Below are 21366 nucleotides of genomic sequence, written 5' to 3' on the forward strand. Positions count from 1 at the left end.
GTGAAGAAGCACTACAGCGGCAATCTGCAGGCCCAGCAGGGCCAGGCGACCGGCGAGGACGTCGTGTGGCTCACGATCAACTCGTCCGCCGAAGGCAAGCAGGGCCACGTGGACGGTGCGGCCGCGAAGCAGGTGATTGCCAGCAGCGGCGGCAAGCAGACGGCCTATCTGCTCGATTCGCCGGGAAACGTCGGTCGACTCTACGGCGCCAAGACCACGCCGCATCTGTACGTGATCGACGCGAAGGGCACGCTGCAGTACGCCGGCGCCATCGATTCGATTCCGAGCTCGAAGGTGGAGGACATCTCGAAGGCAACGCAGTACGTGCCGCAAGCGCTCGCCGATCTCAACGCGGGCAAGCCGCTGCGCGTTGCGTCGACTCAGCCGTATGGATGCTCCGTGAAGTACTGATCAGCGCATGCCGCGGGACGCCTGCGAACGGCGGGCGTCCTGCTTCGCACAGCAATGCGCGGCGTTGTTCTGGAATCAGCATTCGAGTCGTGTCGCTGATTCCCGCTCAGCAGCCGCGCCGGGTCCGCGGCCATCCGCTGTGACCCTCGGGTGACCCGCCGGCATCCACGCGCGGCCGACCGCCGCCGAAAATTCGCACAGCACATTCAAAGTGCATTCCAGACCGGTAACGAGGACCGGTCTGGCAGGTCTCTTGCTATGAATCGTCCTCGCAGAATCGATCGGGAGTGATGAGCGGAATGTCCAGAGGTTTCACGGTGCCGTCAGCGGCAAATTCATGGTCGATGCACGATGTGCAGAAGCTGCAGTCACTGGTCGAAGCACGCACGTCATTGCGCGAGATCGCCAAGATCCTGCGCCGTACCGAATCGTCGATCCGCAACAAGGCGGCGTTGCACGGGATTTCCCTGCGCGGACTGTTGTGCGAGCCGCGCTCCGCATGAAGTCGAACGCATCGATCGCAAAGCGCATCGCGCTGTCGCTGGTTGCGGTATGGGCAGCGACGTCATTGCCCGTGCAGACATTCGCATCGGATGAAGCACTGATGGAACGCGGCGGCTGCATCAGCTGCCATCGCGTCGACCAGAAACTGCTGGGTCCGTCCTTCAAGGAAGTGGCAGCCCGCCATCGCGGTGATCCACAGGCCGCGGCGCGCCTGTTCGCCAAAGTCCGCGAAGGCGGTGAAGGCGAGTGGGGCGATCTGCCGATGCAGCCGAATGGCGAGGAGAAGATTTCCGATGAGAATCTGCAGGCGGTGATTGCCTGGATCCTGAGCCTCCAGTGATCGGCAACGACTGACTGCGTCGACGCTGTACCGAATTCATCAAACACACGCAAAAAGCTGCGGAAGTAAAAGCAGCCGCCGGTCGCGCATTGCGCGTCGTCGTCGAGGCATGACGACATGCGCATTTATCATGATCGTCGCAAGACTGCGTCCGTTCCGAGACTTACGTTCTCACGAGCTCTCAATACTCGAACCAGGAGGAATCCTGGCACCTCACTTGCTCCTACAGGCCCTCGCGGATTCGTGCTCATCCGAATCCTTCTTGAATCATCGTCATGGGGCTTTGGAGATCATGTCAAAGAAAATTACGGGAGTTTCGACTCGTCATTCCACCGCCGTTACCGGCGCCCTGTTGCTCATGGCCGCGGAGGCTTCGCAGGCTCAGTCCGCGTCAGCCGATGCGGAGGCCGCGACCGATCGGCAGGAGATCGAACGCGTCGAGGTCATTGGCGAACGCACCCGCGTCCGCACGGAGCTGAGCGAGACACAGGAGATTCCGCTGTCGATCTCCATTGTCGGCGGTGAGGAGCTCGATCGGCTGCAGGCGCGCGACATCAAGTCGCTGGTCCAGCGGCTCAGCAACGTGTCGTGGAGCGCGGGCAACTCGCGTACCAGCGCCATTTCAATGCGCGGCATCGGCAAGCAGGCGCAGACGGATGCAATGGATCCCAGCGTCGGCGTCGTCGTCGACAACGTGCCCTATGCCTACAACCCGCTCGCGACCTTCGGTTTCTTCGATGTCGAAGCGATCGAGGTGACGCGCGGTCCGCAGGGCACGCTGTCCGGAAAGAACGCCAACGTCGGACTCATCAACGTCACGACCAAGCGGCCGACGTTCGAGCCGACCGCCGAATGGCAGGTATCGCTGGGGCAGAACAGCCGCATCACGGGAACGGTGGCGGCCGGCGGGCCGCTGATCGACGGCCTGCTGGCGTGGCGTGCATCGGCCAATGTCGACAAGGGTGATGGCGATTATCCGAACTCGTACAACCCGGATCACACCTTCCTGAATCAGGACAGTGCCGAGGGACGACTGCAGTTCCTGCTGACGCCTACCGACAACTTCGAAGGCCGTTTCATTGTCGACATCAAGCCGCAGCGCTCGGAGTTCTACAACGGCTGGAATTTCTATCGCGAGCGACCCGACTTCTATGCCAACGGCAGTCCGGTGACGAGCCTCGGTGTGGAAGACCGGCTCGCGCGACGCTGGTTCGCCCAGGTCGAGGACTACAGCTACGAACGCGATTATCTCGGCAACACGGTCGACCTGGATGCGCAGCGGCCGCTGGTCACCAAGAGTCGCGGTGCATCGGCCGAGTTCAACTGGCAGGTCGGCAGTTATCTGCTGACGTCGATCACGGCGTGGCGTGACTACGCTTTTCGCGCCGGCAACGACGAAGGCACGACCTTCGACGTCACCAAGAACGGCGGCGGCTACAGCCACAACGAACAGACCAGCCAGGAGTTCAGGGTCAGCAACAGCCTCGGCGGTGTCTTCGACTACACCGTGGGAATGTACTTCCTCGAGCAGGAGACGAACTACATCAGCGGCGGCGACGATCACGGCGCAGATGCCGGCGCATGGTTCGCCAACAATGCGCGATACAACCTGCTCGATCGCGATGCTGCGGGTCGCTACCTGCTGCTGAATTCCGTCTGGGGTCTGCAGACGCGGACCGGACAGGAGATCAAAAACAGCACCAGTGCTGCCTTCAGTCAGGCGAAGTGGCGCGTGACTGACTCGTTCACGCTGACCACCGGTGCGCGTTTCACTCGCGAGGACCGCACCAATGGTGTGTGGCGAGGAAATACCAAGGAGGGATACGCACCGGAGCTGAACCCGGTCGCTGTCAATGGCGTGAAGCTCGGTGGATTCGACAGCGATGCGACCACGGGTGTGCTGGGCACCAACACCCCCGAGCAGCTCGCGCTGGCGGATTTCACGGCCAACAAGTACTTCGGCGTCGCCTCGTATGCCGCGCTCAACGATACGCAGCGACGACAGATCGCTGCGGCCAAGGCGACTCGCGCGGGACGCATCGGTGTCGTATGGGAGGGCACGCAGGTCGGTACGTTCGACGACACGCAGCCAAGCTATCTCGTCAGTCCGAGCTATCGGTTCACCGACAACATCACGGGATACGCGTCGTACCAGTACGGCGAGAAGGCCGGCATCGCGCTGGTGACCAATGGCATTGCCACGCCTGCCCGACCGGAGAAGAACACCTCGTACGAACTTGGCGTCAAGACGTTGTGGCTCGATGGTTCGCTGGTCCTCAATGCCGCGCTGTTCCTCACGGACATCAAAGACTATCAGCAGGCCGTGCTCATCTTCGACGAGTACACGACCAATAGCGCCAACGACGGCAACTTCTACTACACGCAGCAGACCGGCAACGCCGAGAAGGTGCGCGCCAAAGGAGTCGAGATAGACGCGTTCTACACGGGGATCCCGCACACGTCGATCCGCTTCTCCGGCGCCTACAACGATGCCTACTACGTGAAATTTCCGAACGCACCGCAGCCGGTGGAGAACACCTGGCCCGGCGCCGCGAGCTACCGTGATGCGGCTGGCCTGCAACTGCCCGGCGCCTCGAAGTACTCGGCGAACATCGGTGTGGATTTCCAGTATCCCGTCTCCATCAGGGGGCTCGACGACGCCGATCTCCACGTCAGCCTGAACACGGCCTACATCAGCGAGTTCAATTCCGACGTGGCGCTGTCGAGTTATTCCTGGATTCCGGGATACAGCACCACCGATCTCTCGGTCGGACTGCGCTGGGGCAACTACGACCTCAGCGTACTCGGCAAGAACGTCCTCGGCGACGACACGCCGCTGGTCAGAACCTGGGAAAGCGCCGTGCCGCCGGTGAGCCGCTGGTTCGGCGTCTCGCTGAGCGGGCGTCTGTGAGCGTTGCGGCACGCACTTCGAGGACGTCAATCATGAACGAGCATGACGAGCTGCCGCGTGAACATGAATCAAACGGAACAGCCGTGCTGTCGCCCCAACAGGCATGCGTCGCGACTGGTGTGGCGCTGTCACCGCGCCGTGACCCGTGCGAGGCGAAATCTGCGGGCTGGGTGAGCCCTGCGATACGAGCAGGTCATCGTGCGGTAGCGAATCGGTCACGAAGCGCTGCTGGCACATGGCTTGCTCGCGTTCTCCGGAAATCGAGAACCGTGTTTGCGACACAGACGAATCGAGCGAACGAGTCGAAAGGAGCTGGCATGTCGGTGAAGAAGAAAGTGGCGTACCTGGCGCTGTCGGCAGGATTCGCCGTTGCAACGGCCGTTGCGGCGAACGATCCGGCGCCGGCTGCAGCGCCCGCGAAGGCTGTCAGGAACTGGTGGGCCTACGAACCCGTCAAGTCGGTGGATATTCCGGCAGTGAAGCAGTCGAAGTGGGTACGTACGCCCGTCGATGCCTTCATCCTCGCGCAGCTCGAACAGAAGAATCTGCGGCCTTCACCCGATGCCGATCGGGCCACGTTCATTCGTCGCGCCACGCTCGACACGCTGGGTGTCATTCCCACGCCGCAGGAAGTCGATGCCTTCGTGAAGGATCGCTCGCCCGATGCTTACGAAAAGCTCGTCGATGGCTTGCTGGCATCGCCGGAATATGGCGAGCGTCAGGCACGCCGCTGGCTGGATCTGGCCCGCTATGCCGACAGCGCCGGTTTCCAGGGTGATCAGACCCGTCCGAACATGTGGCGCTATCGCGATTACGTGATCAACGCGTTCAACGAAGACAAACCTTACGATCGCTTCATCAAGGAACAGCTCGCCGGCGACGAACTGCCGGATGCAGGCCAGGCCGGGCTGATCGCCACGGGCTTTCTGCGCAGCTATCCCGACAATGCGAACTCGCGCGACCTGATCCAGAAGAAATACCAGCACACCACCGACATGACCGACACGGTGGGCGAAGTATTCCTGGCGCAGACCGTCGCCTGCGCGCGTTGCCACAATCACAAGAGCGACAGGATTTCGCAGAAGGAGTATTTCCAGCTGCAGGCATTCTTCGCGAACACCAGTGCGGTCGACGACGTTCCGGCGCAGAAGACGCAGCAGGAGATCGATTTCGAAAAGGCGCAGGCTGCCTACAAGGAAGCGACGCGCGAGATCAAGGCCCGGCAGAAGGCCATCATCGACAAGGTGCGCAGCGAGGCCGAGCTCTACAACTACGAGCGCTATGCCAAAGCTACGCAAACGTCGCTGCGCAAGCCGGAAGGACAGTGGGACGCGGTGGATCGCTGGGTGCACAACCGCTACGGCGACTATCTGAGCGACAACGTGCTGTCGAGCTACCTGGAAGACAACTCGGCGGAGTCGGCGCCGCACTATCACAAGGAATATCGCGAGCTGTACGCCGAATACCAGCGCCTGCAGGAGGAGCTGAAGAAGTTCGACCATCTCAAGCCAACGGGCTCGGCGACCATTTCTTCCATGAGCGAGCTGGGCCGCGCGGACGCACCGCCGACCTACGTTTTCTTCGGCGGCGACAACGAACGTCCGCTCGAAGAAGTGCAGCTGGCGTTCCCTGCCGCGATCACGACGGAGCAGCCGGTGGTCAAGCCCACGGCCACGTCATCCGGACGTCGTACGGCACTGGCCAATTGGATCGCGAGCCCGACCAACCCGCTCACGGCGCGCGTATTCGTGAATCGCGTGTGGGACCAGTATTTCGGCCGCGGCATCGTTGCCACCGTCAGCGATTTCGGTCGCGCCGGGCAGCGTCCGACGCATCCGGAACTGCTGGACTATCTGGCCAGCGATTTCGTACGCCAGGGATGGAGCGTGAAGTCGCTGCACCGGCAGATCCTGCTGTCGAGCACCTATCGTCAGTCGTCCGCTTTCCGTGAGGAGGTCTTCGCGGCCGATCCGGAAAACAAACTGCTCGCGGTCTTCCCGCGGCGGCGACTCGAAGCCGAACAGATTCGCGATTCGCTGCTGGTGGCGGCAGGCGAGCTGGAACAGAAGATCGGCGGCCCGGCGGTGTTTCCGCCGGTGCCGTCCAATCTGAACGCCGGCAACCTGTGGCTCGTGTCCCAGGATCCGCAGGAACAGAATCGCCGCAGCATCTACATCTTCACGCGGCGCAGCGTTCCCTATCCGTTGCTGCAGCCATTCGATCTGGCGTCGGCGCAGCAGGCGCACAGCAAGCGCGACGTGACCACGACGCCGCTGCAGGCGCTCACGCTGTTCAACAGCGAGGTCGTGTTCGGCTGGTCGAAGGCGCTCGCGGGACGCGTGATCAGCGAAGCGGGTAACGATGAATCGGCGCAGCTCGATCAGCTCTATCGCATCCTGTTCTCGCGCACGCCGGACAAGGAAGAGAAGGCGGCATTGCGCGCATTCCTCGATCAGGAGACCGGTGTGGTCCGCAGCAAGGCGGCCGAAGGCAAGCTGGCGCTTGCGGTGCCCACCGGACTCAGCAATCCGGCGAGCGTCGATCCGGTGCGCGCCGCGGCGTTCGTGGATCTCGTCCACACCGTCGCCAACTCCAACGAATTCACCTATCGCTTCTGAACCGTCTTATCAGGAACACGACATGACCACGCATTCACGACGACAGTTTCTCACCACGGCGGGTTACGGACTGGGAGGTCTCGCGGTCGCCGGTCTGTATGCGCCGGGCGGCGGGCTGCTGTCCGCCGCCCAGGCGGCAGAATTCATCGATCCGCTGGCACCGAAATCGACGCACTTCGCCGCCAAGGCGAAGTCGGTGATCTGGCTGCACATGGATGGCGCACCGAGCACGCTCGATCTGTACGACTACAAGCCGGAACTGATCAAGCTCGCGGGAAAGGAAGTTCCCGAGTCCTTCATGCAAGGCATCAAGGAAGGCGTGCGCGGCGTCAGCGGCAAACTGTTCGCGACCGAGCGCACCTGGAAACAGTACGGGGAGAGCGGCGCATGGTTCTCCGATCTGCTGCCGAACCTGGCGCAGCACGCGGACGATCTAGCCTTCGTCAAGTCGAGTGTCACGATCGGCGCGACTCACGACATTTCCATTCTCAAACTGAACACCGGTGACCTGAATCCCGGCCGGCCGTCGCTGGGTTCGTGGGTGCAGTACGCGCTGGGCGCTGCCAATCCGAACCTGCCTGCGTATGTCGTGCTCTACAACGACAGCAAGGAACCGCGCGGCGGCTCCGTCAACTGGGCCTCGGGATTCCTGCCCGCGGTGTATCAGGGCACGGCCTTCCGCACCGGCGATTCACCCATCCTGCATCTCACGGCGCCGGAAGCAGTCGCCGCCGCGCAGCAGGAGCATTCGCTCGATCTGCTGAATCGCCTGAATCGTCGCCTGGGCGATCGCTTTCCCGAGGACACCGAACTCAAGGCACGCAACCGCTCCTACGAACTGGCAGCGCAGATGCAAATCGCCGCGCCAGAAGCGGTCGATCTCAGGAAGGAATCGGCCGCGACGCGCGAACTCTACGGCCTCAACGATCCGGCCACTGAAGGCTATGGCACGTGCATGCTGCGCGCACGCCGGCTTGTGGAACGCGGTGTGCGTTTCATCCAGGTGATCTCGGGTCCGCAGGAGATTGACGGCGAAGATCGCAACTGGGACGGGCACAACAATCTCGAAGGCAATCATCGTGCGCATGCGCGCGCGGTCGACAAGCCGATCGCCGGCCTGCTGGCCGACCTGAAGTCGCGCGGGCTGCTCGATTCGACGCTGGTCGTGTGGACTTCCGAGTTCGGCCGCACGCCGTACGGTCAGAGCGGTGATGGCCGCGACCACAATCCATGGGGCTACACGCAGTGGCTCGCCGGCGGCGGCATCAAGGCCGGTACCACGGTCGGCGCCACAGACGAGATCGGATTGAAAGTGGCCAGCGACGTTCGTGTCGACACCTACGACTTGCACGCGACCGTACTGCAGCTCATGGGACTCGACCATCTCAAGGTGACCTACCTGCACAACGGCCGCGCCGAGCGCCCGACCGTCGTGTACGGCGAGGTGGTCAAGGATCTGCTCGCGTAAGAGGCCAGCCGATCCCGATGAGATTCACTGCAATCGGGGGCATGGCGCTGGCTGCGCTCATGCCCGGCCATCTCGCATTCGCCATCATCGATACCAGCGACGTCGATTCGTACCTGATGCAGGACATGGAAACCGCGCTCAAGGATCTCGAGCCCGTGCTCACGGCAGGCAACCTGAGTTCTGCGCTCGCGGATGCGCAGGTGCTGCGCGACGGCCTGCAGTACACGCACGAGTACTTCGTTGCGAAGGGCGCCGAGGACGCGGTGAAGATCGCGATCGAAGGACGGGCGACGGTCGAGCGGGTGTTCACGGCGATAGAAGCAAAAGACCTCGACGCGGCCATCAAGGCTGCGCGCGATACGGCGAGCAACTGCAAGGCATGCCATGAAATCTACAAACCCTGATCGAACCCTTCTCTCGCGTCTCGTGCTTGGCTGCGTGCTGCTGACCGCACTGCCTGCGTTCGCCGCACTCGAGGCCGGCGACAAGGCGCCGGATTTCCGCACGCCCGCGGCGCTCGATGGCAGGAAGTTCTCCTTCTCGCTCCAGGAGGCGCTCGGACGCGGGCCGGTGGTCGTGTATTTCTATCCGTCGGCTTATACCGGTGGCTGCAATCTGCAGGCGCATACGTTTGCGGTGAATCACGCGAAGTTTGCGGCGGCGGGTGCGTCCGTCATCGGCGTTTCGCTCGACAGCATCGAGCGGCTCGCCGAATTTTCCGCAGACCCGGAATACTGCGCCGGCAAGATTCCAGTGGCGTCCGATGTCGACGGCAGCGTTGCGCGCTCGTTCGACCTGAGCATCCGCGACGCCGCGGCAGGCAAGAAGGACACGCGCGGTCTCGACATCAGCCATGGCCTGGCCGAACGTACGACCTTCATCGTCACGCCGGACGGCCGGATCGCGGCGACGCTCAGCGGCCTGTCGCCGGTGGAGAACGTTGCGAAGTCGCTCGAGTTCGTCGAAACGCTGGCGCGCGCCCGGTCATCGCAGTGAGCGCCGTCCCGGCAGAAACAGCCATCGCCGCCGACGCTGCGCGCGCGTCGAAGGTTTCCGCGCGCACGGTGCAGGTCTGGGATCTGCCCGTGCGGCTGTTCCACTGGACGCTGGTGCTGTCGATCGCCGCCGCCTACGTGACCGCCGAGTTCGGCGGCAGCAACTGGGCCGACTGGCACGGCAGGATCGGCGCCTTCGTGCTGGCGCTGCTGGTGTTCCGGCTGATCTGGGGATTCATCGGCACGCCGACGGCGCGCTTCCGGAATTTCTTTCCGACGCCGTCGCGCCTCGTTGCCTACCTGCGCGGTCGCTGGCAGGGGCGCGGACACAATCCGCTCGGCGCGCTCTCCGTCATCGCGCTGCTGGCGCTGGTGGCCGCGCAGGTCGCGACCGGTCTCTACGCCAACGACGACATCGCTTTTGCCGGGCCGTTGTCCGCGTCGGTCGGCAAGAGCACGAGCGATGCGCTTACCGGCTGGCACGAACAGATCTTCTACGTGCTTGCCGGCTTCATCGGCCTGCACGTGCTGGCGATCATCTTCTATCTGCTGGTGCGCCGTTCGAATCTTGTGACGCCGATGATCACGGGCAGCAAGGTCGCAGTGAACACCGAGTCGGCGGCAACCACGAAGCATCTCGGATGGCGATTCGTCGCTGCTGTTGCGATTGCGGCGACAGCTTCATGGCTGGTGTTCCGTGCACCGGCTGCATCTCACGCTGAAGTCGCCGTGCCTGCCGCAGCGACGGCGGACTGGTAGTTCCCTTCCTCCTTCACATCCCGATCATGAACCGAACATTCCTGCTTGCCATCTCGCTCGCCGCCGTCACCACCGTTGCCGCCGCCGGTCCCATCGAGGACCAGATCCGTTTCCGCCAGTCTGCGTATTCCTTCATCAGCTGGAATACCGGGAAGATCAAGAAGCAGGTCGTCGATCAGCCGGCGACCTACAACAAGGAACAGGTGATTGCCGCCGCGAACGCCATCGCGGCAGTGGCGAACTCGGGACTCGGCGCGCTGTACGGCGCGGGTACGGATCAGGGTACCGGCTGGAAGCCGACGCAGCTCAAGCCGGAGTTCTTCAAGCAGCCCGACGAAGCGCGGCGCCTCGCGATCGAGTTCAACACGGCCGCCAACGATCTCGCACGCATTGCGCAGGGTGGCGACCTCGCTGCCATCAAGGCCCAGTTCGGCAAGTTGAGCGAGACCTGCAAGGGTTGTCACAACAGCTTCAGGCAGCGCGACTGAGCGAAGCGCAGGTCTTCTTCTCTTCTCTGCCTGTGGTGCCGGCTTCAAGCCGGCCTTCTTCCTGTAGGTCAGGCTTCAGCCTGACTTCTTCAGAAGGCCGGCTGAAGCCGGCCCCACAGGAAGAAAGAAGAAGAGGGGAGAACGAATCATCAAACTTTGCAGGAGACGACCATGAAACGCATTGCAACGACTCTCGCCTCGCTGACCCTGTTCAGCGCGGCACACGCCGACGTCGATCTCAAGACGCCTGCCATCGACGGCGTCGTCGCCGCCGGCACGAAGATCGAGTTCATCCGTGACGGATTCGAAGGCACCGAAGGACCGCTCGGGTTGCCGGACGGCAGTCTCGTCTTCACCGAGACGCAGGCGAACCGCATCACCCGCATCGCACCAGACGGTTCCATCAGCACGTTCCTGGAGAACAGCAACGGCTCGAACGGCCTTGCGCGTCTGAAGAACGGCGACATCGTGTCCGTGCAGACGGGCAAGCCCTCGATCGGCATCGTGTATCCCGCCGACCGCGCGGCGACGCTGGTGGATGGTTTCGCAGGCAAGCCGCTGAACCGTCCCAACGATCTCGTAGCCGACACCAAGGGCGGCATCTACTTCACCGATCCGGGCGCGCGGCCTGCAGCCGGTCAGCCGCCCGTGCCGACCGCGGTGTACTACCGTTCACCCGCCGGCAAGCTGTCGCAGATCGACACGAGCATCGCACGCCCCAATGGCATCCAGCTCAGTCCGGACGAGAAAACCCTGTATGTCGCGAACACCGCGGGCGAGTACATCTTTGCGTATGACGTCGCCGCGGACGGCACGGCCAGCAAGCGCCGCAATTTCGCGAAGCTCGCCGGCTTCAAGCAGACCGAGAACGGCTGGAGCAGTGGCGCCGACGGACTCGCCGTCGATGCGCAGGGCCGGCTGTATGTGGCCTCGAGCGAAGGCATCCAGATCTTCAGTTCGAAGGGTGCTGCGCTCGGCGTGATTCCGCTGCCGAAGGCGCCGCAGAACCTTGCGTTCGCCGGCAAGGACCGCAAGACGCTGTATGTCGTCGGCCGCGGTGCGGCGTATCGCATCGCGTTGCTCGCAGAGGGTCCGAAGACGCGCGCGAAGTAAGGAGAAATGGCTGGCTGCGCCGCGGCGCGCAGCCAGCCGGACGATCACGGCTTGATCTGGCCGCGGATCTCGCCGCCCTTGTTGGCGGCGCTGTGGATGTTGATGTAGAGCTTGCCGGCCTGGTACGCGGCGTACTGTTCGTCGTTCAGTACGGCATCGGCCGGAACTTTCCACGCGCCGTTCTCGCCTTTCTCGAGCGTGATCACCGGCGGGCCTTTCTCGCCGGGACCGCCGGCGTGAATGTGGGCGGCGGTGCCGTCCACGCCCGTCGTCTTCACGACGCCGGAAACTTTCTTGTCGGCAGCTACGGAAATCGTTGCCGTGCCGGTCGCGGCAGTCGTGACCGGCGGCGTTTCTTCTTGGCCGCTCAGTTTCACGTGGGTATCTGCGGCCCACGCTGACGAGACGGTAGCGCCGGTGAGTGCGAGCAATAGCATCGAGCGATGAATTCGCGACATGAGTATCGAAGTCTCCTGTGTTGGAGTGGTGTTGAGGAATCGGCAAGGCACGCTGCGCTGGCGGCGCAGCGCACGTTCTAGTTCATGGCAGGGACGGATTCGTCGTCGTCGAGCGAGTCCAGTTCGTCGAAGCCGCTCGGGTCCGCTTCGGCGGCGATCAGTCCGAAACGCTTCAGCAGCGTCCGCAGCACATTGCGCGAAATCCCGAGCAGCCGCGCGGTCTGGACCTGGTTGTTGCCGCAGTAGGCGAAGGCCCGCCGTACCGTCAGTTCTTCCAGCTGCTGGTGCAGGTGGGTCGGCGGATCGGAGAACAGCCGCTGCAGCTGTGCCGTGATGACGTCGAGCGGCGCGGTGCCGGCATCGCCCGAGCCGGTGGCCAGGGTGCTGAATCGCAGGTCCCGCGTGCGTATCTCGCCGTTCGATGCCAGCAGCAGCGCGGCATGAATCACGTTCTCGAGTTCGCGGATGTTGCCCGGCCAGGAATACTGCTGCAGCGTGCGGATCGCGTCCGGCGACAGCGTCGCCGCGTCGACATTCAATCGACGCGCATAGAGGGCGAGGAAATGCTCGACCAGCGGCAGGATGTCGCCCGGCCGTTCGCGCAACGGCGGCAGGTCGAGCGTGACGACGTTGAGGCGATAGAACAGATCGAGGCGGAAGCGGCCGTTCGCCACCGCTTCGGCGAGATCCACGTTGGTCGCGGCGACCAGCCGCACGTCGATGGCGATGGGCTTGCGCGAACCGACGCGCACGACCTCGCGTTCCTGCAGGACACGCAGCAGTTTTACCTGCAGCGACGGCGACAGATCGCCGATCTCGTCGAGAAACAGCGTGCCGCCGTTCGCGGCCTCGAACCAGCCCGCGCGCGTGTCGTTCGCGCCGGTGAACGAACCGGCCTGGTGACCGAACAGTTCGCTTTCCGCCAGCGACTGGATGACGGCGCCGCAATTGACCGCCACGAACGGTCCCGAACGGCCGCTCTGCGCGTGCAGATGGCGGGCGACGAGTTCCTTGCCCGTGCCCGTCTCGCCGATGATGAGCACCGGCGCATCGGCGCGGGCGACGCGATCGATCTGCTGCAGAACCGCCTGCGACCTGGGATCGTTGAAGATGACGGCTTTGGCCCGTATCGATTCGTTCCCCTGGCCGGCCTCCGGGTGTTCGATCACCCGACCGTTCCGATGTGTCATGAAGTGCGTCCAGTTGCGTGTGCCAGGAACTGCAGTATCGCGGCGTGCCCGGCATATCCAAAGCGCGCGTATGCATGTGCTCATGCGTGCCTGCGATCAGCGATGACTGCGTTGTTACGCGGCGCGTCCGTTGTGACTCGTTGCTAACCGCAATCAACTTTTCTTCGGAACCGCTGCTAGCATTCGACGCATCGCCACTGCGGGAACAGATATGAGCGCCTTGTCAGCGAATTCCGGAATCAGTCGATGAACTGGCTCGCGCACACCCTGCTGTCGGAACCGAACATCGATTTCCGTCTCGGGAATCTGCTCGCGGATCTGGTGCGCGGAGCGGACCGCGCCGGCATGAGCGAGGAGTTTCTGCGCGGCGCCGCCTGCCACAAAGCCATCGACGCCTTTACCGATTCGCATCCGCTGGTGCGACGCAGCCGCGAGCGCGTGCCTGCGGAGTACCGCCGCTTCAGCGGCGTGCTGATCGATGTTTTCTACGACTACCTGCTGGCGAACCGGTGGCAGCACTACTCATCGCAGCCGCTGCGGGCCTTCGTCGATGAGTTCTATGCCGGCGCGAGCGTCACGACGCTGCCGCTGCCGCCCGATGCCAAGCTCACGCTCGAGCGCATCGTGCGTCTCGATCTGCTGGGGTCCTATCGTGAGCTTGCCGGTGTCGAGCATGCGTTGCGGCGTATCTCGACGTATCTGACGCAGCGGTGGAAACGTTCCTTCGATCTGCCGGCGAGCATTCCGTTGCTGGTCGCGGAAGAGGCGGGGCTCACGGCGGACTTCGCCGAGTTCTTTCCGCAGTTGCAGGAACATGTGGCCGGCTGTCTTCCTGTAGGTCAGGCTTCAGCCTGACTCTTGGGAATGTCAGGCTGAAGCCTGACCTACAGGAAGACAGAAGCCCTACACCTCCAATCCGATCGATCGCATCAACTCCACACCATTGCTGCGCGTCACCACACCCTCGCGCAGCGTGTAATCGAACTTCATCCGTCCATCCACCAGCTCATCCTGGAAATGCATGTTGCGCAGTCGTCCGGCGTGATCGGCATCGATGTCCATCAGCGCCAGATCGTGGGTGCTGATCAGGCCGATGGCGCCGCGGTCGAGGAATCCGTGCAGCACGCCGGCCGCGCCGATGCGCCGGTCCTGCGAGTTCGTTCCCTGCAACAGTTCATCCAGCAGGAACAGCAGCGGCAACGGTTGCCGGGTGAGTTCGAGCAGCTGGCGCAGGCGCGTGATCTCCGCGTAGAAGCGTGAGCTGCCTTCGTGCAGCGAATCGTTGACGCGGATGCTGGCGCCGACCTGCAGCGGCGTCAGCTCGAACGCTGCCGCACGCACCGGCGCGCCGGTCATCGCCAGCACGGTGTTGATGCCGATCGTGCGCAGCAGCGTGCTCTTGCCGGACATGTTGGAACCGCTGATCAGCAGCACGCGCGTCGGTGCGACGAGGGCGACATCGTTGCGAATGCAGCGGGCTGCGGGAAGCAGCGGATGGCCGAGGTGCGAGGCGCGGACGCCTGCGGCGCCTTCGATGAATCGCGGCAGCGAATCTTCCGGATGCTCGAAGCTGTACGTGGCGAGGCACAGCAGCGCTTCGATCTCTCCGATCGCTTCGAGCCAGGCGCGCACGGCCTTGCCGTGATCGGCGCGCCAGCGTTCCGCCGCCAGCGAGACGTGCAGCGGATACAGCAGCGGCAGGCCGAGCAGCTGCAGCAGCGGATTCCGGCGCGACTCGATCCATTGCACGGTCGTCGCCAGTCGCGACATGGCGGCCGACGCGGCGACGTCGTGCGACGAGAGTTTCTGTCGCAGCGCGTTCATGCGTGCCGACCGTACGGGCTCGCGTTCGATGCGCTCAATCAGGCCGGCCAGCAGTTTCAGATCCTCGAAGGCCTGCTCGGTGCCCTGCATTGCCTGCTGCAATTCGCTGCGAAGCAGGCGGATGACGCCGCCTTCGAGCACCAGAACCAGCAGCAGGGGAGAAATCAGTCCCCAGCGATGCCAGGCGACCGCGGTCGCGATGGCGAGCAACGGCAAGACGAAGGCGGCGGGCAGCAGCCAGCGGCGCGTCAGGAGATTCGGCGACTCCGCCCATCGCACCAGCGCCTGCGGCTGCACGCCGACATTCGCGTCGGCGGCAAGGGCGGCGATGTCCTCGCGCAGGTCGAGACGCTCGCGCAACTCCGCGACGGCTTCCTGCCGCGCCTGCACCTCTGCAATCGGCGCCGGCGCGAGCAGCCAGCCGGCCAGACATTCCTCGCCCATGCGCGTGCGGCCCGTGAACAGCAGTTCGAACAGGCTGCCGCGCCCGAACAGATCGAGATCGGCGGCATAGACGTGATGCGGGTCGTTGAACCGCTCGCCCTGCCGGCCCTGGCCGATCCAGCGGTCTTCGAGTCTCGCGAGGCCCAGGCGATAGAACGCGGCGGCGCGCTGCGACAGCGTGCTGCGTCGCCGGATCTGTCCGTGATGCATCACGGCGGCGACGAAGGCGGTTGCGGGCAGCAACAGCCACCCCAGTGAATGGGTGTCGCGGCTCAGCAGCCACCATGCAGTGAGGGCGGTCGCCAGAAACAGGACGATGCGGATCAGGCCGAGCCGATCCTGAAGGCGATCGAATCCGGCGATGCGTGTTTCGTGCTGCTGCAGGCGGTCGCGGTAGCGGTCGATGGGACTCAAAGGGCGGTGCTCACGAGGTCGGGTTCATGCGGTGCAGCAGTATATCGGCCGCTGTCGTGACGCGATGGATGCCGGCGCGGCACGCTGCCTCTTACGCCTTCAGGCCAGTTTGCCGGCGAATCCGGCGGGACTATGGTTCGCGCACCGCTCATGTCTCCCGCGACACGGACGTCGCGGATCCGGGGTGCCAGCCAGCTCATGAACACCGCCGAGTTCGATACGAGGTTGCGTCGTCAACACCCGCCGGAGCGACCCGGGCCACGCCTTCAGGCGGTCGCGACAGCGCCGATCGCGATCACGGTGCTGACGACCGATCCCGCGTTGTGCGAGGCAATACGGGCTGCGGCGGGTACGCAGCATCCTGTCGCGATCGCCGCGTCGCTGGACGAGGCCACGCACCTGGCAGCGGCGGGAAACTGCGGCATCCTCATCACCGACCAGGCACTGACGCAGCAGGCGCTGGTACAGATCGGCAGACAGATGCGGACTTACGATCCCGCAACGATCACGATCGCCGTCGGCAGCCGCGGCGATGACAATGCGCTGATCGGGCTGCTGTCGTCGGCCGTCGTCGAACGCTTCATGCTGAAGCCGGTGACGCCGTCGCTGGCGCGACTCGTGATCCGCTCGGCGGCCAGCGAATATCAGTCGCTGAAGTATCGCGCGCGTCGCGAGCCCGCGGCGCCGCCGCCGGAAGTTCCCGTCGAGCATTCCGGCGAACCGGTGGTCGTGCCGATGCCGGCGCTGTCGAAGGCGGAGTCGCCGATCGCGGTACCCGCGTCTGCAGTGGAATCCGCGCAGGAACCCACGCGCGTGGCGGCAATGTCGGTCATGGTCGAGCCGCGAGCGAGGCCGGCCACACCCGCGTCGACACCCTCGCGCTTCATTCCTGGATGGCCTGTCTGGTCGATCGCCGCAGTCGCAGCGCTGATCGTCGGCGCGGCGGTGTGGTGGACGATGCAATCGCGGAGGCCGGATATCGATTCACGCCAGGTGATCGCCACCAATCTCGCAGCGGCGAAGCAGGCGCTCGACAACGGTCGCTACGTCGAGCCGGCGGAAAGCAGCGCACTGCACTTCTACGGTGTCGTGCTGTCGCTCGATGCCATGAATGCGCAGGCGAGGCAGGGCATGGACGCGATTGCCGACCGCATGATCGAAGACGTGAAGCTCGCCATCATCGACGGGCGTCTCGCGGAAGCCGGCATTGCGCTCGAGCGGCTGCGCCGGATCAGCCCCGACCATCGGCGCCTCGCGGTGCTCGACGGCGAACTGCGCGAAGAGCAGGCGAGTCAGCTGGCGCGGCTGCAGTCGCCGCCGCCGGTGCCGGAGGCCCGATCGACAGCAGCGCCGGTGGTCGTTGCAGGCAGAACGTCTGCGCGCAAGAAGGCGCCGGATGCATCGCCGGTGTTGGCGGATGAAGCAATGCCTGCGATCGCTCCTGTCGCCGCATCGAATCGCGCGGGCGCTGCGAATCCGCTCGACATGGGTCCGCCTGCGCCGCCTGCACGCGAAGCAGACGGTGCAGGGGCTGCTTTGTCGGCGCCCATCGTCGCGGTGCCGGCGCCGCCGCCCGCCGCGAAGATCATCGAGGAGAAAATCATCGAGCCGGCGGAACCGAAGCTGGTGAAGGCGGTGCAACCCGACTTTCCCCGCGACGCGCTCGAACACGGCATCGAGGGCTGGGTCGATCTGACGCTGGCGGTCGCGGCGTCGGGCAAAGTCGCGAGCGTGCGGGTCAATGAGGCGCAGAACGGGCGGTTCTTCGAGCGCGCCGCGATGAATGCAGTGAAGCGCTGGGAATATGCGCCGAGTCCGTCGGCCGATCCGGCAGTGACCCAGCCCGTGCGCGTGCGCGTGAGCTTCAGGTTGCAGAAATGAAGGCGTTGCGATTCAGATCCGCTGCTGCTTCCACTGGCCGCGGCGGAACAGCACCGCGCTCCACAGCGCGAGCACGGTGAACGAGATCGGTACGGCGATGAATACGCCCATCGGGCCGAGCTGCAATCCATCCGCGAGAATCCACGCCAGCGGCACCTGGCCCAGCCAGAAACAGAAGAAGTTCAGGCGCGTCGGCGTCCAGGTGTCGCCCGCGCCGTTGAACGCCGCTTCCAGGCACATGCCGGCAGCATAGAGAGGAAAGGCCAGGCTGACGATCCACAGCGCGCGTATGCCGTGAGTCATGACTTCCGCATCCGTGGAGAACAGGCGCACCAGCGGACCCGAGAACACCACGAACAGCACGCCGACGATCGCCAGGAACACGACGTTGAATCGCGTGGCGATCCTGATCGCCTGCTCCGCACGCTCCGGCTTGGCGGCGCCGAGATTCTGGCCGACCAGCGTAGCGCCCGCATTCGCGAGGCCCCAGGCGGGCATCAGCGCGAAGGTGACGATGCGTATCGCGATCGTGTAGCCGGCGAGCGCCGCGCTGCCGAAGGGCGTGAGGATCTTGAACAGGCCGATCCAGCTCGTCGTGCCGATCAGCAACTGCGCGATCCCGCTCCACGCCGTCGTGAGAATGACCCGCAGCTGATCGGCCTGCGGCACGAGGTGACGCAATCGCACACGCACGCGGCTGTGGTGTCCGGCGAGATGCCAGAGCTGGTAGAGGACGCCGACGCCGCGCCCGATGTTGGTGGCGACGGCTGCGCCGGTGACGCCGAATTCGGGAAACGGCCCCCAGCCGAAAATGAACAGCGGGCCGAGCACGATGTTCAATGCATTGGCGAGCCACAGCGTGCGCATCGCCAGCACGGCATCGCCCGCGCCGCGAAAGATCGCATTGATGAGGAAGATCATGAACACGGTGAGGTTGCCGCCGAGCATGATGCGTGCGAAGTCGCTGCCGAGCGCCACCACAGCAGGTTCCGCGCCCATCAGTTGCAGGATGGTCGGCGCAAAAAAGCCCAGCACGAGGCCGAGTCCGGCGGATACCGACACGCCGAGCACGAGAATCTGTCCCGCCGCCGCCGAGGCCGCTTCGGCATCCTTTTCTCCGATGCGCCGCGCGACGATGGCAGTCGCAGCGATCGAGATGCCGATGGCGACGGCATAGATCAGCGTCATGATGGATTCGGTGAGGCCGATCACGGCGACGGCGTCCCGGCCGAGGCGCGACACCCAGAACACGTCGACCACCGCGAACAGCGATTCCATGATCATTTCGAGGACCATGGGCACGGCGAGCAGCAGCACGGCGCGGTTCAGATTCTCCGCGGTGTAGTCGTAGTTCCTGCCCTGGAGCGCGAGCCAGACGATGCGCCAGAAGCCGGCGTCGTGCGGCGCGACGGCGGTGGATTCGGGGGTGGAGGCAGACATGAGGCGCGCGATTGTACGCGTGCGCCTCTGCCGTCGGGTCCGGCGATCTGCCTTCCTGCTGCAGGTCAGGCTGTAGGTCAGGCTTCAGCCTGACTTCCGAAAAGAGGCCGGCTGAAGCCGGCCCCACAGCGGCGCATCTCTGCCTCGGACTGCATCATCTTCTCACTCGACCTATTTATCTGATATATATTCTTTATAGATCGGATGGCGGCGGCAGTTCAACCTCGGCCCCGTCCGGTGCGCGCCTGGGGGATTCGGTCGATGCGCGGAGACATGATGAAAGCGAGCAAGCAGGGCAGGGGATTGCGGTCGCGTGCCTGGTTCGACAATCCGCAGAACCCGGACCTCACGGCGCTCTATATAGAGCGCTACATGAACTACGGCCTGTCGCTGGAAGAGCTGCAGAGCGACCGGCCCATCATCGGCATTTCGCAGACCGGCAGCGATCTTGCGCCGTGCAACCGCCATCACCTGGTGCTGGCCGAGCGCGTCAAGCAGGGCATCCGCGATGCCGGCGGCATTCCGCTGGAATTTCCCATTCATCCGATCCAGGAGACGGGCAAGCGGCCGACCGCGGGACTCGACCGGAATCTCTCGTATCTCAGTCTCGTCGAACTGCTGTTCGGCTATCCCATCGACGGTGTGGTGCTCACGATCGGCTGCGACAAGACGACGCCGGCGTCGCTGATGGCGGCGGCCACCGTGAACATCCCCGCCATCGCGCTGTCGGTGGGGCCGATGGTCAATGGCTGGCACCAGGGCGAGCGTGTCGGCTCCGGCACGATCATCTGGAAGGCGCGCCGCATGCTCGCGGCCGGCGAGATCGACTACAAGGGATTCATTTCGCTGGTGGCGTCGTCGGCGCCATCCACCGGTTACTGCAACACCATGGGCACGGCGACCACGCTCAATTCGCTGACGGAAGCGCTGGGCATGTCGCTGCCGGGATCGGCTGCGATTCCGGCGCCGTATCGCGATCGACAGGAATGCGCCTGGCGCACCGGCAGGCAGATCGTCGAACTCGTGCGCGCCGATCGCAAACCCTCCGACATCCTGACCCGCGACGCCTTCCTCAATGCGATCCGCGTGAATTCCGCGCTGGGCGGCTCGACCAATGCGCCGATTCATCTGAACGCCATCGCGCGTCACATCGGCGTCGAACTCACGCTCGCCGACTGGGAAGAGTTCGGGCACGACATTCCGTTGCTCGTGAACCTGCAACCCGCCGGCGAATATCTCGGCGAGGATTTCTATCTTGCCGGCGGCGTGCCTGCCGTCGCGGGCGAACTGCTGCGCAAGGGCCTGCTGGCTGCCGATGCGATGACCGTGAACGGACGCACCATCGGCGAGAACTGCAGCGATGCGCGACCGCTGAACGAAGCGGTGATCCGGCGCTTCGATGCGCCGCTGCGCAAGGCGGCGGGACTCACCGTGCTGCACGGCAACCTGTTCGACTCCGCCGTCATGAAGACGAGCGTGATCTCCGATGATTTCCGCGCGCGCTATCTCGGCAATCCCGCGGATCCCGATGCCTTCGAGGGCAAGGTCGTGGTGTTCGAAGGTCCGGAGGACTATCACGCGCGCATCGACGATCCGGCGCTCGGCATCGACGAACGCACGCTGCTGGTGATTCGCGGCGCGGGGCCGGTCGGTTATCCGGGCGGTGCGGAGGTGGTGAACATGCGTCCGCCGGCGGCGCTGATCCGTGCGGGCATCGATGCGCTGCCGTGCATCGGCGATGGCCGGCAATCGGGAACGTCGGGTTCGCCTTCCATCCTGAATGCAGCGCCCGAAGCGGCGGTCGGCGGTGGACTGGCGTTGCTGAAGACGGGTGATCGCGTGCGCGTCGATCTGCGACGTCGCGAAGTCAACATGCTCGTGAGCGCGGAAGAAATCGCGCAGCGGCGTCGCGACTTCGAGCGCGAAGGCGGCCTGGCCTATCCGCCATCGCAGACGCCTTGGCAGGAAATCCATCGCAATGTGACCGGCCAGTTCGACGGCGGCGCCGTCATCGAATCGGCCGTGAAGTATCAGCGCATTGCGCAGACCGCCGGCGACCCGCGGGACAGTCACTGAGATTCGACGCGACGCGTCGGGCACATCAACCA

The 21366-nt window shown here is 64.4% G+C and carries 18 protein-coding genes; 14 read left to right on the top strand and 4 right to left on the bottom strand.

The window, feature by feature from the left end:
* The 11 genes from V7D81_RS16115 to V7D81_RS16165 form a co-directional block, all read left to right on the top strand.
* The coding region (locus V7D81_RS16115) for a hypothetical protein (protein WP_324318086.1) at positions 1-411 on the top strand (411 nt) is incomplete at its 5' end.
* Positions 412-710: 299 nt separating this feature from the next.
* Complete coding sequence (locus V7D81_RS16120; protein WP_324318088.1) at positions 711-914, top strand: hypothetical protein; 204 nt, start codon at positions 711-713, stop codon at positions 912-914.
* Positions 911-1255 (top strand): c-type cytochrome, encoded by a 345-nt coding sequence (locus V7D81_RS16125; RefSeq protein ID WP_324318090.1) that lies wholly within the window; start codon positions 911-913, stop codon positions 1253-1255. The genes V7D81_RS16120 and V7D81_RS16125 overlap by 4 nt, the downstream gene beginning before the upstream one ends.
* A gap of 292 nt (positions 1256-1547) precedes the next feature.
* Positions 1548-4166: a TonB-dependent receptor gene (locus tag V7D81_RS16130; RefSeq protein WP_324318092.1), complete on the top strand. Its 2619-nt coding sequence runs from the start codon at positions 1548-1550 to the stop codon at positions 4164-4166.
* A gap of 317 nt (positions 4167-4483) precedes the next feature.
* Positions 4484-6784 carry a DUF1549 and DUF1553 domain-containing protein gene (locus V7D81_RS16135; RefSeq protein WP_324318093.1) on the top strand — a complete coding sequence of 767 codons (2301 nt, stop codon included), beginning with the start codon at positions 4484-4486 and terminating at the stop codon, positions 6782-6784.
* Positions 6785-6806: 22 nt separating this feature from the next.
* Positions 6807-8252, top strand: coding sequence for a DUF1501 domain-containing protein (locus V7D81_RS16140; protein WP_324318095.1), 1446 nt, complete (start codon positions 6807-6809; stop codon positions 8250-8252).
* 17 nt (positions 8253-8269) lie between these two features.
* Positions 8270-8656, top strand: a complete 387-nt coding sequence (locus V7D81_RS16145) for a hypothetical protein (RefSeq protein ID WP_324318097.1) — start codon at positions 8270-8272, stop codon at positions 8654-8656.
* On the top strand, positions 8637-9248 hold the full coding sequence (locus V7D81_RS16150; protein ID WP_324318099.1) for a peroxiredoxin: 612 nt from the start codon (positions 8637-8639) through the stop codon (positions 9246-9248). The genes V7D81_RS16145 and V7D81_RS16150 overlap by 20 nt, the downstream gene beginning before the upstream one ends.
* Positions 9245-10006 carry a cytochrome b/b6 domain-containing protein gene (locus tag V7D81_RS16155; RefSeq protein WP_324318101.1) on the top strand — a complete coding sequence of 254 codons (762 nt, stop codon included), beginning with the start codon at positions 9245-9247 and terminating at the stop codon, positions 10004-10006. The genes V7D81_RS16150 and V7D81_RS16155 overlap by 4 nt, the downstream gene beginning before the upstream one ends.
* A gap of 26 nt (positions 10007-10032) precedes the next feature.
* Positions 10033-10494, top strand: coding sequence for a c-type cytochrome (locus tag V7D81_RS16160; RefSeq protein WP_324318103.1), 462 nt, complete (start codon positions 10033-10035; stop codon positions 10492-10494).
* 171 nt (positions 10495-10665) lie between these two features.
* A complete protein-coding gene (locus V7D81_RS16165) occupies positions 10666-11607 on the top strand; it encodes an SMP-30/gluconolactonase/LRE family protein (protein WP_324318105.1) in 942 nt (313 codons plus the stop codon).
* A 44-nt stretch (positions 11608-11651) separates the two neighbouring features.
* Here the strand turns inward: V7D81_RS16165 and V7D81_RS16170 are convergent, their stop codons facing one another.
* Both V7D81_RS16170 and V7D81_RS16175 read right to left on the bottom strand, forming a co-directional pair.
* Complete coding sequence (locus V7D81_RS16170; RefSeq protein ID WP_324318107.1) at positions 11652-12065, bottom strand: CHRD domain-containing protein; 414 nt, start codon at positions 12063-12065, stop codon at positions 11652-11654.
* Positions 12066-12142: 77 nt separating this feature from the next.
* Positions 12143-13255 (bottom strand): sigma-54 interaction domain-containing protein, encoded by a 1113-nt coding sequence (locus V7D81_RS16175; protein ID WP_324318109.1) that lies wholly within the window; start codon positions 13253-13255, stop codon positions 12143-12145.
* Positions 13256-13501: 246 nt separating this feature from the next.
* Here V7D81_RS16175 and V7D81_RS16180 point away from each other — a divergent pair, with 246 nt between their 5' ends.
* Positions 13502-14110: an acyl carrier protein phosphodiesterase gene (locus V7D81_RS16180; protein ID WP_324318111.1), complete on the top strand. Its 609-nt coding sequence runs from the start codon at positions 13502-13504 to the stop codon at positions 14108-14110.
* A gap of 48 nt (positions 14111-14158) precedes the next feature.
* On the opposite strand, the gene V7D81_RS16185 is transcribed toward V7D81_RS16180, so the two are convergent.
* Positions 14159-15937, bottom strand: coding sequence for a MutS-related protein (locus tag V7D81_RS16185; RefSeq protein ID WP_324318113.1), 1779 nt, complete (start codon positions 15935-15937; stop codon positions 14159-14161).
* Between the two features lie 198 nt (positions 15938-16135).
* Between V7D81_RS16185 and V7D81_RS16190 the strand changes: the two genes are divergently transcribed.
* Positions 16136-17818, top strand: a complete 1683-nt coding sequence (locus V7D81_RS16190) for a TonB family protein (RefSeq protein WP_324318115.1) — start codon at positions 16136-16138, stop codon at positions 17816-17818.
* A 12-nt stretch (positions 17819-17830) separates the two neighbouring features.
* On the opposite strand, the gene V7D81_RS16195 is transcribed toward V7D81_RS16190, so the two are convergent.
* Entirely contained in the window at positions 17831-19258 is a 1428-nt protein-coding gene (locus V7D81_RS16195; RefSeq protein ID WP_324318117.1) for an MATE family efflux transporter, read from the bottom strand.
* A 276-nt stretch (positions 19259-19534) separates the two neighbouring features.
* On the opposite strand from V7D81_RS16195, the gene V7D81_RS16200 reads away from it, so the two are divergent.
* A complete protein-coding gene (locus V7D81_RS16200; protein WP_324318119.1) occupies positions 19535-21334 on the top strand; it encodes an IlvD/Edd family dehydratase in 1800 nt (599 codons plus the stop codon).
* Positions 21335-21366 lie beyond the last annotated feature (32 nt).

Source organism: Povalibacter sp. (assembly GCF_036735925.1).
In the GTDB taxonomy this organism is placed as follows: domain Bacteria; phylum Pseudomonadota; class Gammaproteobacteria; order Steroidobacterales; family Steroidobacteraceae; genus Steroidobacter.